The sequence below is a fragment of the Enterococcus innesii genome (genome assembly GCF_022846515.1).
GTDB classification, from domain to species: domain Bacteria; phylum Bacillota; class Bacilli; order Lactobacillales; family Enterococcaceae; genus Enterococcus_D; species Enterococcus_D innesii.
In genome coordinates, this window is the sequence record NZ_AP025635.1 from 886779 (window position 1) to 901702 (window position 14924).

12 protein-coding genes are annotated in these 14924 nt (G+C 45.6%); 2 read left to right on the top strand and 10 right to left on the bottom strand.

Features of this window, described 5'->3' with window-relative positions:
- Positions 1–200: 200 nt before the first annotated feature.
- The 3 genes from ENLAB_RS04100 to ENLAB_RS04110 form a co-directional block, all read right to left on the bottom strand.
- Positions 201–1469, bottom strand: coding sequence for a dicarboxylate/amino acid:cation symporter (locus ENLAB_RS04100; protein ID WP_220426886.1), 1269 nt, complete (start codon positions 1467–1469; stop codon positions 201–203).
- A gap of 18 nt (positions 1470–1487) precedes the next feature.
- Positions 1488–2738 carry an MFS transporter gene (locus tag ENLAB_RS04105; protein ID WP_005225368.1) on the bottom strand — a complete coding sequence of 417 codons (1251 nt, stop codon included), beginning with the start codon at positions 2736–2738 and terminating at the stop codon, positions 1488–1490.
- A gap of 151 nt (positions 2739–2889) precedes the next feature.
- Positions 2890–4104 carry a pyridoxal-phosphate-dependent aminotransferase family protein gene (locus ENLAB_RS04110; protein WP_005225367.1) on the bottom strand — a complete coding sequence of 405 codons (1215 nt, stop codon included), beginning with the start codon at positions 4102–4104 and terminating at the stop codon, positions 2890–2892.
- Positions 4105–4234: 130 nt separating this feature from the next.
- Here ENLAB_RS04110 and ENLAB_RS04115 point away from each other — a divergent pair, with 130 nt between their 5' ends.
- A complete protein-coding gene (locus ENLAB_RS04115; RefSeq protein WP_244352775.1) occupies positions 4235–5866 on the top strand; it encodes a PucR family transcriptional regulator in 1632 nt (543 codons plus the stop codon).
- Between the two features lie 30 nt (positions 5867–5896).
- Here ENLAB_RS04115 and arcC read toward each other — a convergent pair whose 3' ends face one another.
- The 7 genes from arcC to allC are packed head-to-tail and all read right to left on the bottom strand — an operon-like array spanning position 5897 to position 13865.
- Positions 5897–6832: a carbamate kinase gene (arcC, locus tag ENLAB_RS04120; protein ID WP_244352779.1), complete on the bottom strand. Its 936-nt coding sequence runs from the start codon at positions 6830–6832 to the stop codon at positions 5897–5899.
- Entirely contained in the window at positions 6805–7668 is an 864-nt protein-coding gene (locus ENLAB_RS04125; protein ID WP_244352780.1) for an oxamate carbamoyltransferase subunit AllH family protein, read from the bottom strand. The genes arcC and ENLAB_RS04125 overlap by 28 nt, the downstream gene beginning before the upstream one ends.
- Positions 7669–7706: 38 nt before the next feature.
- Positions 7707–8969: a YlbE family protein gene (locus ENLAB_RS04130; RefSeq protein WP_005234461.1), complete on the bottom strand. Its 1263-nt coding sequence runs from the start codon at positions 8967–8969 to the stop codon at positions 7707–7709.
- 12 nt (positions 8970–8981) lie between these two features.
- Positions 8982–10736: an acyl-CoA synthetase FdrA gene (gene fdrA, locus ENLAB_RS04135; RefSeq protein ID WP_244352781.1), complete on the bottom strand. Its 1755-nt coding sequence runs from the start codon at positions 10734–10736 to the stop codon at positions 8982–8984.
- 8 nt (positions 10737–10744) lie between these two features.
- On the bottom strand, positions 10745–11821 hold the full coding sequence (allD, locus tag ENLAB_RS04140) for an ureidoglycolate dehydrogenase (RefSeq protein ID WP_086297686.1): 1077 nt from the start codon (positions 11819–11821) through the stop codon (positions 10745–10747).
- Positions 11822–11834: 13 nt separating this feature from the next.
- Entirely contained in the window at positions 11835–12620 is a 786-nt protein-coding gene (allE, locus tag ENLAB_RS04145) for a (S)-ureidoglycine aminohydrolase (RefSeq protein ID WP_081117457.1), read from the bottom strand.
- Positions 12621–12635: 15 nt separating this feature from the next.
- Positions 12636–13865: an allantoate deiminase gene (gene allC, locus ENLAB_RS04150; RefSeq protein ID WP_144770644.1), complete on the bottom strand. Its 1230-nt coding sequence runs from the start codon at positions 13863–13865 to the stop codon at positions 12636–12638.
- 169 nt (positions 13866–14034) lie between these two features.
- Between allC and ENLAB_RS04155 the strand changes: the two genes are divergently transcribed.
- On the top strand, positions 14035–14907 hold the full coding sequence (locus ENLAB_RS04155) for an alpha/beta hydrolase (protein ID WP_244352782.1): 873 nt from the start codon (positions 14035–14037) through the stop codon (positions 14905–14907).
- Positions 14908–14924 lie beyond the last annotated feature (17 nt).

The window sequence follows — 14924 nt, forward strand, 5'->3', positions numbered from 1 at the left end:
AGGTCAATCCACAATTTCATCGATGCTGTCATGTTTTTTCCTCCTCTTTTTGTCGTATTTGTCTGTTGAATGACGAGCTGAAAATCAGTTGCTACTGTTTACCGTTTACGGTATTTCAGGAAGCTTCTTTAGTCTATCAACGAATCAATCGTAGCACGTTTTCAAAAAAGAGTAAAGTTTCATCACAAGAATGATTGGTCTTATACGCCATCGGTGATTTTTTCTGCTAATTTGACCGGGGCTTTTTCACCATTGAAGACTGCACGATCCAGTTCTCCTTCATCATGAGCAACGATCAACGCCACCGTGACGTCAGGATCCACATTCAAAAGGGTCCGAAACATCCCAGAAAACCAATCGATCCCTGCCAGTAAGGCGATGCTTTCATTAGGCAGTCCTAACATAGGTAAAACCGTAGCCAGTGTGACTAATCCGCCGCCTGGAACGACGATCGTTCCCAAGCATGCCAACGAGGATAACAAGACCACTTGCAAAAGATCTCCCAAGCTTAATTGGATCTGGTACGCCTGAGCAACGGTTACGATTGCCAGGGCTAAAAATAAGGAGAGCCCATTGCTATTTAAGGTCATGCCCAGAGGCATCACGAGCTTATTGATTCGATCACTGATCCCAAATCGTTCTTTGCCATCTTCGATTTGAAACGGCAATGAGACAGCAGAAGAGGTGGTCGTAAAGGAAATCACCGAGAGGCGCCACATGTTCTTTATCAAACGAAACAAGGAAACTTTGCAATAGAGCGACGTCAAGAGAAACCAAAGAAACAAAAAGAGCAAAGATGCTGCTGCTAACGTCAATAAAAAACTGGCTAACATTCCCAAAACACGAATACCGGTATCTTCTACTAAGGAAGCAACAAGGCCGAAAATCCCGATCGGCGCCAACTTCATGATCATGCTGACCATTTTTATCAAAATATGATTAAAACTGCTGATCATATCTAGAAACAGCTGATTCTTTTTTTCATGCTTGATCAAGCTCAAGGCAAGGCCAAAGAAGAGCGAAAAAATAATCACTTGGATCATATTCTGCTCCACCATGGCTTGAATAATGTTCAGTGGAACAAAGTTTAAGATGACTTCTTCCATGCTGCTGGTACTTAATGCGGTTTCTGTACTTTGCAGCAGGGATTGATCAAGGCCTGCGCCGGGCTTGAGGATCAAGGCGAAAAAGAGACCGAAAATAGCGGCGACAAGGGTCGAACCGGTAAACCAGAGGAAGACTTTCCCGCCAATACCACCTAATTCTTTTGGATCAAGTCCCCCCACCGCTTCAATCACCGAGCCCATGACCAACACGACCACAGACATTTGAATCAGTCGCAAGAAGAAGTTCCCGACTAGCTGCATTTGATCACCTAAACCGGGAAAGGAAACGCCCCAAAAAATCCCCAATACCGTTGCAATCATGATTTGGTTGGTCAAACTGATTTTTAAGGATCGTTTTTTCATCTGTTGTTCCTCACTTTTCTACTTTGCTGTTTTCTTAGAGTTTACAGTCAAGAATAAGAATGTACCACCGATCAACAAAATAATTGCGATATAAAAGCCCATTACTTTTGACCCTGTTGCATCCGAGATCGATCCGGTCAATGTTGGTGCGATAACGGAAGACATCATGCCGAAAAAGTTGAAGACCCCTAATGTCGTACCGACCCCAACTTTTGGTGCATTTTCCCCTAGCCAAGAAATGATGATTGGTTCAACCGCTAGTTTTCCAAGGAACCCGTACAAGATCAACGCGATCATTAAGAAGGTCGAATTTGTTGCTTGCACCGTTACTAATAACATCAACGCCGCCAATACTTCTAAAATAACGATAAAGGTAACTTTTTTATGCATGTATTTGTCTGCCAAGCGGCTAAAGAACAAGGCCCCAGGAATCGAAGCAAATGCCACCAATGAAGAAGAGAATCCGATTGCGACTCCTTGGAAGCCTCGTTCTGTTCCTAAGAAGTTTGGTAGCCAAGTAACCGTCATATAGTAGGCATAACACGTCGCAAAATATAACACATAAGTAAAGAGCATCCGCAGTGAGAACAAGGTCGAAAGGGAAACTTTTTCTTTCGGCTGATCCGTTGTTTCTTCTTCAGCTGCTGCTTGGCTCTCCAAGAAAGCCACGTCTTCTTTGTTGCTGCGGATCACCAATGCAAAAGCGATCGTCATACAAACGATCAAGAAAGCGGATAAATACATCATTGTTTGCCAAGGCATGTTCATCTGAATAACGATAAAGCTTGATAAGATCATCCCAAACCCTGAACCAACGGCAGAACCACTATTGACGATCGCTGTTGAGAAGCTCTTCTTTTCTTTCGGAATGTTCTGTGAGGTCAAAGAATACGCTGAACCGTAAAATGACCCACAGCCGATCCCTGCTAAAAAGCTACCGGTATAGATCATGGAGATTGAAGAGGCTTGTGAAATCAGTAAAGCTGCCAGTGCAAATACCACGAATCCTGGAAGCAGAACTGTTTTCTTCCCAATCTTATCCACCAAAAAGCCGGCCGGGATCTGCATGATTACATAGCCGAAAAAGTAAAAGCTGGCAATCGATCCTAATGCTGTATCAGAAATATTGCCGCCAAGTGACTCATTGATTTGCGGATAGACTGGCGATAACGCAGCGCGATAAATCCAGATAGTGACCCAGCCTGAACACATTAAGATAATAATTTGTTTCCAGTAGGCAAGCCCACCACGTTCTTTATTGATTTCCATTTTTTTCCCTCCATCAGTTACACAAGTAAAGTTTGTGAAGCACGCCAACGAAAGCGCTTTAAGATAGTCTTAGTGTACGTTTTTTTGCCGACGATTGCATTTGTCATTTTTCACAAAGCGCTTTCAGTCGTTGTGCATTTGTGCTAAAAATTTAAGTCGTTTTTTGGTAGTAATTTAACGCAGCGATGAGCGCTTTGCCAGCAGAAATTGGTGCTTGCTGGTACAATAGTGCCCCTTCTAACGCGGCTAGGACATGTAAAATATTTTCTTTGCGGCTGCTGTAGCCCATATTTCCAATCCGCCAGATTTTTCCTTTTAGATCACCAAATGAACTAGCGATCTCTACACCAAAGGAGTGAAGCATCTCTTCTCGGACAGCTTCGCCATCAACACCTTCTGGAATAAAGATAGGGGTAACTGTCGGCATTTTGGTTGCTTTTTCGCCATAAATCGACAGCCCCATCGCCTCCAGTCCAGCGACCAACGCGCCTTCATTCGTCAAATGACGTTGATAGGCTGCATCAAGGCCTTCGTTTAGCAGCATCCGTAATCCTTCATGAAGCGCATAGATCATACTCGTCGCTTCTGTGTGATGGTTGATTCGCTCTGTGTTCCAGTAGCGTTGCAGTTGACTCAAATCCAGGTAATTGCTCATAATGTGCCGCTTGTTTCGATCCGTTTTACTCAAGCCTAATTCTTTTTGGTAACGAGCATTAAGGACGGCTTCGACTCGCTCGTTGTAGGTCACTAATGAAAGACCAGACGGCACACTTAAACACTTCTGTGTACCGGCAATCGCTAAATCGACACACCAATCATCGACTGACAGGGCCACGCCACCATAAGTCGCCACCATGTCAACGACAAAGAAAATATCTTTTGCGCGACAATACTGCCCGATTTCTGCTAACGGCTGCATTTGCCCATTGGCGGTTTCCCCGTGGACCATCGCCACGATCTTGGGTTGAAATGCGTCGATTTCTTTGATGACCTCTGCGGGTGCAAAAGGAGCTGTCCACTCTTTTTCTACATATTTGACTTGTGCTTGAGCACGTTCACAGATTTCTCCCAGTAAGAAAGCAAAGCGCCCATAGGCTGGGATCAAGACTTTGTCCCCTGGTTCGATCAAAGCGATCAGCGCCGCTTCTAAACCAGCTCGGGAAGTCCCGTCAATGGCAAATGCCTCTTTGTTTTTGGTTCCAAACGGTTGTTTGATCATTTCTTTGACCTCATCCATGATCGCCAAAAAATTCGGATCAAACTGCCCCAAAATGCGATTGGTCATTGCTTGTAGAACAGCAGGATGGGCTTCTACAGGCCCAGGTGTCATGATCGTACGTTGTGCGATCGTTAACTCTTTATACATCTTTTTCCCTCATTTCTCTTTTTGATTTCACTGTCCAACGCCTTGTCAACGTTTCCAAGTTTGTTGTACAATAAAGCTAAAAAAGGACATGTTTTTGTTTATTTTGTTCAATTCCAAAAGGAGTTTCTCTATGAAGTTAGTTGCTGAATTGCTTGCTACACCACGCTTTTCCAATTTGCGTTTATTGACAGATCCCCTGACTGCGGAAATTCCCGTCGACAGTATCGAAATCACCGAGACCCCCGATATCGCCCACTATATTCCTGAGCATACCTTTATCTTAAGCACGGCGATGGTTTATAAAGATAATCAAGGAGCGCTTCTAGAGCTGATCGATTCTCTCGTAGCCAAAAATGCCGCTGGATTAGGCATCAAGATCGGTCGTTTTTTAGATGTCATCGATCCTGAAGTGATCACCTACGCCGATAGCTTGGGTTTCCCCATCGTAGAAGTACCTGCCACGATGCCGCTGGGTCGTTTGATGCACCAGCTTTTGAATTTATTGTGGAACACCAAAACCGAGCAGCTGAGCTATGCCTTAGACATTCAAAAACGGTTCTCTGCTTCCTTGATGAAGGATGTCAGCATCGCTCGCTTTATCGCTGATTTTGGCCAAATGGTCAATACACCGATCATTTTGTTGAATCCTTTTAAACAAGTGATTGCCCACTCCAAGCATTTCACCCGCATGTCAAAACCCGCGGAGTACTACATCCATCAATTAGGACAAACGAAAGGGGTTTTTACTGGTGAAAAAAGCGGGGCGATCCCTATCAAAGATCTTCATGAAAAAACGTCACAAATTTCTTATTATGCTATTGAAACCTCCACTTATTTCCCCCATTATTTAGTCATTTTGAATCCTGAGGCGATTCCTTATCCTGTCTCGGATTTTGCGCTGGAACAAGCAGCCTTGGTCTTGTCGTTTATGCTCTTCAAGAACCAAAAAGTGCAAGAATCTTTTGAAGATTTAAAAAGTGACTTTTTAACACGGATGATCGAATACCAGCAATCCACCAAGCAAGAACAAAAGGATTGGTTAGACCTCGGAAAGACTTACGGGTTGGTCAAAGCCCGCCATTATCGTGTCATCTATGGTGCCTGTGAACCAACCAAAGAAACCAAAGGCAAAGACAAATACTTAAAAGAAGAAAGTGACCTGGTCTATCAGTGGTTTAGTGAACAACTACCTTATCGCATCAAAGATGTTTGTCTCTTTCGCTTAAAGGGCAGCAATCACTTTGCGATTTTCGTGCAGCACAAGTGTGATGCCTTAGAAGACCATTTGATCGAGACCGCCAATGCTTTGACCAATCGGTTGCCATTTCGAATGGCCTTTGGGGCAGGGAGTGTCTGTGAAAGTATCAATGATTTAGCCAGCTCCTACATCGAAGCAAAGACTGCTTATGAAGAACGAAGAAACCAACATGATTTGTCCATCGTCTCTTTCTACCATCAACGGGGAATGCGGAGTCTATTTGAAAAAATGAGTCCTGAAGATATCCATTATTTCTGCCGTACGATTCTTAAAGAATTGGCGTTTCCGCAAGAAGATGCCACCATCGAATTGCGCAAAACCTTACGAGCTTACTTGGATTATCAATGTGAGATCACCCGCACCGCCAAAGCCTTGTTCGTTCATCGCAACACGATCAAATACCGCATCGAACAGTGTCAAAAGCTACTAGGAAAAAACGTGCATGATCCTAGCATCAGCCTGGATCTGCGTTTAGCCCTTGAGCTGTCCGAAGAAGGCGACTAATAGGCGAATCAAGCAGTTGGATCGCTGGTGTTACCCAGCGATCCTTGTGCCTGCTTCACCTAACAATGCTAAGTCCGCTTCTTCCAATGAGCAGATGATTGCTGTCTTTCCTTGTTTGGCAAACGCAATCGCCGCTTCCATTTTCGGCCCCATACTACCTTCTGCAAAATGCCCCGCATCAAAATATGCTTGCGCTTCACTTACGGATAAGCCCGTTAATTTTTCTTGCTCCGGTGTTCCGTAATTGATATAAACGTTGTTGACGTCGGTCAGCATCATAAATACATCGGCATCCACTTGTTCTGCCAATTTCTTTCCGGTTCGGTCTTTATCGATGACTGCTTCGATCCCTTTCAAGCCTTCCGCTTGTTTTACGACTGGAATCCCTCCGCCGCCACCAGCGATCACGATGGTATTTTGATTCAATAAATGAACCATTGATTCCACGCCGTGGATCGTCACAGGTTGTGGAGATGGCACGACGCGACGGTACCCACGTCCAGCATCTTCTTCCATCACCCAATGTTTTTCCTCAGCCATCTTTTTTGCTTCTTCTTCTGAGTAGAACAAGCCGATTGGCTTCGTTGGCTTTTCAAACGCGGGATCATCCGCTGCCACTTCCACTTGGGTCAATAAGGTCACGACATTGCTAGTCAATTCTTCTTGCTCAATTTTATTTTTGATGCTTTGCTCCATTAAATAACCGATAAAGCCTTGTGACTCTGCATTGCAGACATCCAGTGGAAAAGGCGGCACGACTTCTTTGGCTTCTTCATTTTGTCGTAAAATATTGCCGACTTGCGGTCCATTGCCGTGCGTCACGACGATTTGATGGTCAAGCTTCTCGATTTTAGCGATCTGTTCTGCACTTAGCTGGATATTTGCAAGCTGTGTCTCAACGGTCGCTGATTGATTCGGTTTTAAAATTGCATTGCCCCCTAGAGCGATGACCACTCGTTTTGCCATATGAATTCCTCATTTCTATTGTTTTGAAATTGATCGATACTGCGAGCAAACCCTGCCAAAAAGTCAGCCCCCGAGGTATGACCGATCGCTAGTATCTCTTTGATTACTTGGTAAAAAGCCGCTGAATCGGTACACCTGGTCAAGGATAACGCCGATTGATTGAATGCGCCTGTCAGTGCATGCAGAAGATAATGTTTACTGACGTCAGTCGTCAAATCATTGACTGTCAACAGCCTTCTTTGTAGATAAGCCACCAAGCGGGTATCTTCTTGCCCCATCACTCGGCGAGCAAGCAAATGACCAACTAGCATATCATCGCCTGTGGGGGTCAATCCGACACCCCGTCCGACTAAATAAGCGACTGCTTGCCGTTGTTCTTTAAATGAAGGCGTGCATAGCTGATCGATTGCGTCGTAAAACGGATGATTGCTGCGGATGGTTTCTGAAACAGCTTCTCGAATTCCCGTCTTTTCCGTGACGCTTTGGAGGGCTGACCAAAACAGTTCTCGATCAAATGGGACTGTGCCAGCTGGAAAGATGGTTGTAAATTTGGCTGCCTTTTGAAAAGACAGACGATGATGCGGAAAATGGATCACCCGTTGCTGAACCAAAAGAGCGGTACCAGCAACTAAGCCTGTCGCCAACGCTGCATAATCGTCGGCAGCTAAAATCATCCCTTTGGGCACGCGAGCCGCTTGTTTGGAGACACAGATCAGCTGATCCTGACGAGTATCTTGCAGATTGAAACTATGCTGAAACACACTGTGAACGATCCAGTTGCCATTGATAAATGTGGGTTCAAATAAAGCTTGGTCGATCCATTTTGCCTGTATCATCGCTAGGTTGCTCCTTTTTCACGTTTTCAGTCCCTGATTTATTCTTCAAATCCTAATTTTTTCGCATAAGCCAAGACAGCTTTTTCAAAGCAATCCATTGGTGGTGTCACTGTCCCGGCACCAATTTGTCCCCGTCCAGCTTGTTTGTTGGCGATCCCTGTATTGATCACCGGTAAGATCCCTGTTTCCACGACTTTACGAGCATCGATCCCTAAACAGATCCCTTTGAAGTCCCATGTAGGAACGGGAAAATTCGGATTGGTATCAATGGAGATCTCTAACATCTCATTGCTGGTTTTCAACGCATCGTGAAATCCGCCGGAACCAACGAAGCGTGTCACAGCTGGGGCAGCAATCATTGCCATTCCCCCGACACCAAAGGTTTCCGTAATGGCACTGTCGCCCATATCTGGAGAGGCATCTTCTTCACTGAATCCTGAGAAATAGAGCCCTTTTGGTGTATTGACAGGACCAGTAAACCACTCGTCCCCCATGCCAGAAATACGGATACCGAATTCATGCCCGTTGCGACACATTGCTGTCACAACCGTTCCTTCTTCAATCGTTCGGGCGCCATCAAGCACCGCTTTTGAAGAAGCCATCATGATATTCAAGAAAAACTGATCCGTGTCTGCTAGAAACTGAATGACTTCTGGTTTTTCTTTTTCAAATCCTTCCAGAGTAACGATCGCTGGTGCTACTTCTTTTAAGAACGCCAACGAAGCAGCGATATTCCGTTGATGGAACTCATCCCCCATGGCGATTGCTTTTGCGACTAAGACATTGATGTTCAAGCCATCGGGTTTTGTTTGTAGTGCAGCACTTAAAACTGGTGCTAACGTATTTTTCATCCAATGCAAGCGATCAATGACTTCTTGAGAATAGGCGCCAAAACGTAAAACTGCCCCGATCCCTTCGTTCATCGTACAATACGCTCGGTTGCCATCGGTTTTGTTTTCTACCACGAGCACTGGCATATTGGCAGAGGTGATGCCCCCCATTGGGCCAACCGCTTGCACGTGGTGACAAGGAATCAGTTGAACTTCCCCAGATGCTAATAAATGGCGTACCTCTTCTTCCGTTTCGCCCCAGCCTTCAAAAAGCCCCGCACCAACACAAGCGCCTTGAATCGGATCGATCATCTGGTCGTAGCGGATCGGTGGTCCTGCATGCAATAGGACTTTTCCTTCACCTAATTCTGGAATGACACTGACTGCTGGAACGACATCCAACAAAAAAGGCGAACCGGCAACGATTTTGGCAATAACGGCTTGGTTTGCTTCTTCAATAGTTTCGTACACGATAACTTCCTCCTACTCTGATAGTGACACTTGTGCTAAGAAACGTAAGGCTTTTTGTAACGTTACGTTCCCACCAGCAATTGGCTGCCAGTCATATTGAACGACTTGACCGTGATGCGCCTGGATCGCTTCCGCAAAGCTACGCAACCCTACATTGATGAACGCGTCATTCGCCAACAATTCGCGGCTCTTTTCAGATGGCTCTGGCAACACATCGGCAGTTGTCACTGCTTTTGGCAACAGCTTACGATTAATTGGTGAAAAAGGGTGACCGAGTAATGCTAAAGCTTGTTTGACTGCTTGGGCATTGCTTTGACACAAAATCACGCCAGCTGCGGTTAAAATCTCTGCTTGCTCGTTACTGTCTTGGGGGTCTAAATCAGTTCCGACGATCGTAGCGATCACCGCTAACTCTCGGCCAACTGCTTGTGCTGCTTCCTTCAACGATTTGATGGTCGGTGCCAATTCACTCGCCATATCTTGATGAGAGCCGTACCCTAAAACGATATCTAACAAAATCACTGCCGTTTCAGGATCTTCTCCCGCTTGTTTCAACAGTTCGATCCGCTTTGTTGGGTCGATCATCGGATGGGGCTTGCCTTGCGTATAGATGTCATCACCTAAATCGATGATCTCATGGCCAGCTGCTTTTAAGATGTACCCTTCCTGATGGGCATCTTCTTGTTCTAGATTTAATCCTGCTTTGACCAGCATCGCTGCTTCGTACGCCAATGTTCCGCCAGAATAGTAAGCTTTGATTTTTTGCTGTTCAGGTCCAAAAGCGGCAGCTGCCGTTTCCTCTTTTACTGGCTCTAATCCAATCTGTTCTTGACGTAGCAGCTGCACGGCTAATTGAGCCGCTTCTTCCAGCGTGTAAGCTCGGTAAAGATTTTCTTCGTGGTCCGTTGGCTCTTCCCCCAGAAAAATCGTGACTGCAGGTTTTGTTCCTCTTCTTAATAATGCCAATACTTCATCGCGGACACGTGGTGCAGGTGGCTTGGAGATCACCACGATCACCTCCGTATCAGGGTCATGTTCCAAGGCAAGAATGCTGTCTTTCATGGTGATCCCACCGACGGCTTCTTTGAGATCTCGTCCACCGGTTCCGATAGCTTGTGTCACACCGGCACCCAATTTATGAATGATGGTGGTGACTTCTTGGATGCCCGTACCCGAAGCGCCGACAACACCGATTTTCCCTTTACGGACGGCATTCGTGAAGGCTACTGGTATCCCATTGAGAATCCCTGTGCCACAATCTGGTCCCATTAAAAGAAGTCCTTGTTCATGAGCCATTTTCTTTAGCCGAACTTCCTCTTCCAATGAAACATTATCACTGAAACAAAAAACATGTTTGCCCGCTGCTAATGCGGTTTCAATTTCTGGTGCTGCCATAGTACCAGGAATCGATAAGACAGCGACCTTCGCATCTTTTCCAAGATCTAAGGCTTTTTCCCAAGTTTTGACGCTTTGGGTTTCTTCCCCTGCGCTATTGCTTTGGTCCGATAAGAAGGCATCGATTTCTGACATGACTGTTTCGATGATTTCTTCCTCTTCAATGTCTAAAACGAGCACCATATCGTTGGAGGTCGCATTGCTCATCTCCTCGGTATAAAGACCACCCGTCTTAAAGATATCCTTATTGGCAGGTGTACCCATCATGACCGAAGCGTTGTTGATCCCATCGATCGTCAGTAAACGATTGGTCAAAAGCATTAAAACAATGGAATCCTGGTAATTGTTTTTTTGAATAATAGTGTGTAACATGGGTCTCCTCACTCTCCTGTTCCTGTCTGTGCAAAGGCATCTGACCCAGAATACTGGTCAAAATGAACCGTGTCGCTAATGAGATAGCGATAAATGTTCTTTTCGATAGGAATGCCTTCTGCCATATATTTTTCATAGGTTAGTTGATTGATCTCGCCTGGATAATAGACTTGCTGGAACTGTTCAGCAGCCGGTATGGCGTGCAGCTCTTCGATCATCGTTTCCACCGACTCTTTAAATGTGTCTAAATCTGTGAAGCGTTGCGGATCGATCAGCAAAATAAACTGCCCTAAGTCGCGACCTTTCGTCAGATCGTTGTACATAGAGGAAACATGCTTGCCAAAAGGCAGCCCTAGGAGCATTCCAGACAAGATATCCACCATCATCATCAACCCAAAGCCTTTTGGTCCTGAGATTGGCAATAACCCATGAACATGATGCGGATTCGTTGTTGGCTTGCCATGGGCATCAACGGCCCATGTTGCAGGAATCTCTTTATTTTTGGAGCGAGCGTCTAATATTTTGCCCCACGCTTGGACCGTCGTTGCCATATCAAAGACCACCGGTGCCCCCTGTTTTCGTGGTGCGGCAAATGCGATTGGATTGGTACCAAAATAATTTTCTTTGCCGCCAAAAGGAACCACCATTGAATCTGATTGGCACATAGATAATGCAATCAAGTCAGCTTCTGCAGCTTTTTTGACATAATAGGATAGCGCCCCACTATGACTCGTTTTCCGTACACCAACTGCCGCGATCCCAGAACGTTTAGCCATCTCAATGGCATGCTTTGTCGCTTCTAATACAACGACCTGCCCTGCGCCATTTTGACCGTGAACGATCCCGCTGCTCGGCCCAGTCTCTTCAAACGTGATCTGTGGAGTGCGATTCATTCCACCTTTAGCGATCCGCTCTGCGTAATAGTCTACCCGTACAGCCCCATGAGAGTGGATCCCGCTGGCATCGGCAAAGACCAAATGCTCTGCAACGATGGCTGCGTGCGCTTCAGACAAACCAGCAGCCGCTAATTTTTTTTGGATCAATTGCTGTAACTCTTGTGACTGTACAATAACCGTCTCTTCCATCTTCTAAACTCCTTTAAATTTCCGGATCGCGGTTGCAATCTTTGGAATAAATATAGGTCAATGGTTCGTCACGACCAACACCATAGGCCGCTTGCTGTACATAGGCACTCATGAAAATGTAGTCGCCTTTTTCCACCGGGAACCACTCATTGTCTAAGTTATACATCCCTTTACCTGACAGTAAGTACGCCCCGTGTTCTTGATAGTGGGTCTCAATGTAGCCATGACTTGCCCCTGGTTCAAAGGAAAGGATATGAATATTCATGTCAAAGCCCAACTCTTTCGGTAAGAAATCCCAAAGCAAGACGTCTGCCATCCCTTCGTATTGGATCGGTGTCAACTCTGAAAGATTCCCCACTACTTTGTAGGATTGGTGATTTTCTAACGGTTGGTAACGCTTCTTATACAAGAACACTTCTGTCGCTTCTTCTTGGAGATTTTTCATATACAGTTTTTCTCCAGCAGGCAGATAGATATAGCCTCCGTCCGTCAATGTATGGGTTTCTTTGCCATCACTTACTTCCAGTTTGCCCGAGATGACATACAAGAAACTCTCGATCTCTGGACCGCCGAAGCCCAATTGGTTGGCGCCATCTTTTTTGAATGAAATGATGTAATCGACAAAAGACGCCCCTAATTTTGGTGTGCCGAGTATCGAACATTCACAGTTTTCGAATCCTGGAATGACATTATTCACTAACCCGTCATGCGGCAAGATCGCAAAATTATTTTTTCTAATGACTGCACGTGATTGCAGCAATCCATCTAAATAGCCCGTATTATTATTTTTATATCCCATGTGTGTCCCTGCTTTCTATTCTTTGTATGCTAGCTCGTAAAGGGAAGCTGCTAAAACTTCAACCCCAGCTACTAAATCTTCGATAGTCGTTGCTTCGGCTGGGTTGTGGCTAATCCCATCAATACTTGGTACAAACAGCATCGCAGTTGGAAAATGTGGTGCAATGATTTGGGAATCATGCCCCGCCCCACTATGCATGACTTTGTAGCGTTTGCCAGTTTGCTTCACCGCGTGTTCCACCGTGGCAACGATCGTATCGTCCATCGGCACTGGGCGTTCATCCATCCATAGATCCATCTCCACTGTCAAGTCATGCTCTTGGGCGATCATTTGAATGATCTGTTCTGCTTCAGCAGTAAAGGCATCCAATAGCTGCCCATCAGTATGGCGACAATCCATCGTAAACAACACTTCACCAGGAACCACGTTGACCGTATTCGGTTTTGGCTCAACTTTACCGAATGTCACTACTAATGGATCCCCAAGCTCTAAGCCACGGTCGATCACTGCGGCACACATTTTGGCAAAACCATACACAGCATCTTGGCGATAGCCCATCGGTGTGGTTCCTGCATGATTGGCTTGTCCTTTTAAGACAAAGGTGTAGCGCTTTTGACCAGCGATACTATTGACGACACCGATCTGCAAATTTTCTTTTTCTAAAACACTGCCTTGTTCGATATGGATTTCCACGAAGGCTTTGATGTCTGATCGAACCGGTTCTTGTGGGTCGCGAAAATCAAAGCCTTGGCGTTGCATCTCTGCCACGAAGCGATTGCCTTCAAAATCTGCGATCGCTTCAACATCGGCTTTTTTGGCCTCTCCGACAAAGTTTTTACTTCCCCAAAAAACGGTTGGAAAACGACTGCCTTCTTCTTCTGCCATTGAGATGACTTCCAATGAGCGTAAAGGTTGCCCATAGGTCTCTTTTAAATACTTGATCGCTAAAGCAGCAGCAACGACCCCGTATTGACCGTCTAATGTGCCACCGTTAACGACGGTATCGATATGTGACCCTGAAAGAATCGTTTCTTCTGGATACTGGCTGCCTTCCATTCTGCCGAAGAGATTGCCGACTGCATCATAGGACGTCGTTAAGCCAGTTTCTTTTAATTGTTTTTCTACAAATGATTGCGCTTCTTTCCATGAATCGGTATAAAGCAGTCTAGTCATTCCTCCAGTTGGATCACTCCCAATCTGAGATAGTGCATCGATCATTGCCGCTACTTCTTTTTTCAACTCCATTGTTCTGCCTCCTTTAATTTATACGGTTATTGTAAGCGTGTTACTGAAGGACATCATTGTTCACTTTCGACAAAACCGTTTCTATTTTTAGTCATAACGCTGTTTTTTAAACCGCTTCCTTCTCCTATACTCTTCCTTATACTATCGAAGAAGAGAAAGGAAGAAAACAATGGTTTATCCTAAAAATGCCTTTGCGCAAACAGAAAAAATCCAATTTGACACCTACGCCACTTTGCCGTTAGAAGTGACGATCCTAAAAGCAGCGCAGCCTCGGATCAGCCTTTTGTATTTTCATGGTGGTGGCTTCCTCTATGGTCAGCGGGAAGACCTTCCGCAGGATTATGTCCACCAATTGCTGGCTGCCGGTGTTAGCCTTTACCTGTTCGACTATCCACTGGCTCCCGAAGTAGCGCTACACGATATCTACCTTCATGCAAAAAAGGCAGTGGAGTGGTTTTTGACAGAAGGCTGGCACTTCAGCGGCGTTGGTACAAATGAGTACGTTTTGTTCGGTCGCTCCGCCGGCGGTTTTTTAGCGACCTTACTGACCGCACGCACAAAGCACTCGGAGCAAAAGGGCTTGATCCGATTTTACGGTTACCAAGAGTTGTTTTGTAAAGAATTTTTGCAGCCGGCACGCTTTTACACACAATTTCCGAAAGTCCCACCACTCACCGCTGAAGCCATGATCGAAAGCCAACCCATCACCCACGGCACGTTAGAAAAACGATTCCCTTTGTACCTTTCCGCCCGTCAATATGGCAACTGGCAGCGTTATTTAGGGAATCGGGAACAGCTAGCAGCCTTGGCGATTCCTGCTGCCGCTTACCAAGACTTTCCTCCTTGCTTTGTCGTTCATTGCAAAAAAGATCCAGATGTTCCCTTTAGCGCATCCGAAGCTTTCGCTGCACAAGTCCCCCATGCCAAAACACTTTGGCTCGACTTAGATCAGCATGACTTTGATCGGACACCAAATGCGAGCGCTGATGAGTGCTATCGAGAGATGATTTCATGGCTCCTTTTAACAATAGAGAAAAATTAAGCGCAGATTTAGCCATG

Coding starts and splice junctions, on each gene's coding strand:
- ENLAB_RS04100 (WP_220426886.1), bottom strand. CDS start 1,469: ATGAAAAAACGATCCTTAAAAATCAGTTTGACCAACCAAATCATGATT.
- arcC (WP_244352779.1), bottom strand. CDS start 6,832: ATGGCAAAACGAGTGGTCATCGCTCTAGGGGGCAATGCAATTTTAAAA.
- ENLAB_RS04110 (WP_005225367.1), bottom strand. CDS start 4,104: ATGTATAAAGAGTTAACGATCGCACAACGTACGATCATGACACCTGGG.
- fdrA (WP_244352781.1), bottom strand. CDS start 10,736: ATGTTACACACTATTATTCAAAAAAACAATTACCAGGATTCCATTGTT.
- ENLAB_RS04115 (WP_244352775.1), top strand. CDS start 4,235: ATGAAGTTAGTTGCTGAATTGCTTGCTACACCACGCTTTTCCAATTTG.
- ENLAB_RS04105 (WP_005225368.1), bottom strand. CDS start 2,738: ATGGAAATCAATAAAGAACGTGGTGGGCTTGCCTACTGGAAACAAATT.
- allE (WP_081117457.1), bottom strand. CDS start 12,620: ATGGGATATAAAAATAATAATACGGGCTATTTAGATGGATTGCTGCAA.
- allC (WP_144770644.1), bottom strand. CDS start 13,865: ATGGAGTTGAAAAAAGAAGTAGCGGCAATGATCGATGCACTATCTCAG.
- ENLAB_RS04155 (WP_244352782.1), top strand. CDS start 14,035: ATGGTTTATCCTAAAAATGCCTTTGCGCAAACAGAAAAAATCCAATTT.
- ENLAB_RS04125 (WP_244352780.1), bottom strand. CDS start 7,668: ATGATACAGGCAAAATGGATCGACCAAGCTTTATTTGAACCCACATTT.
- allD (WP_086297686.1), bottom strand. CDS start 11,821: ATGGAAGAGACGGTTATTGTACAGTCACAAGAGTTACAGCAATTGATC.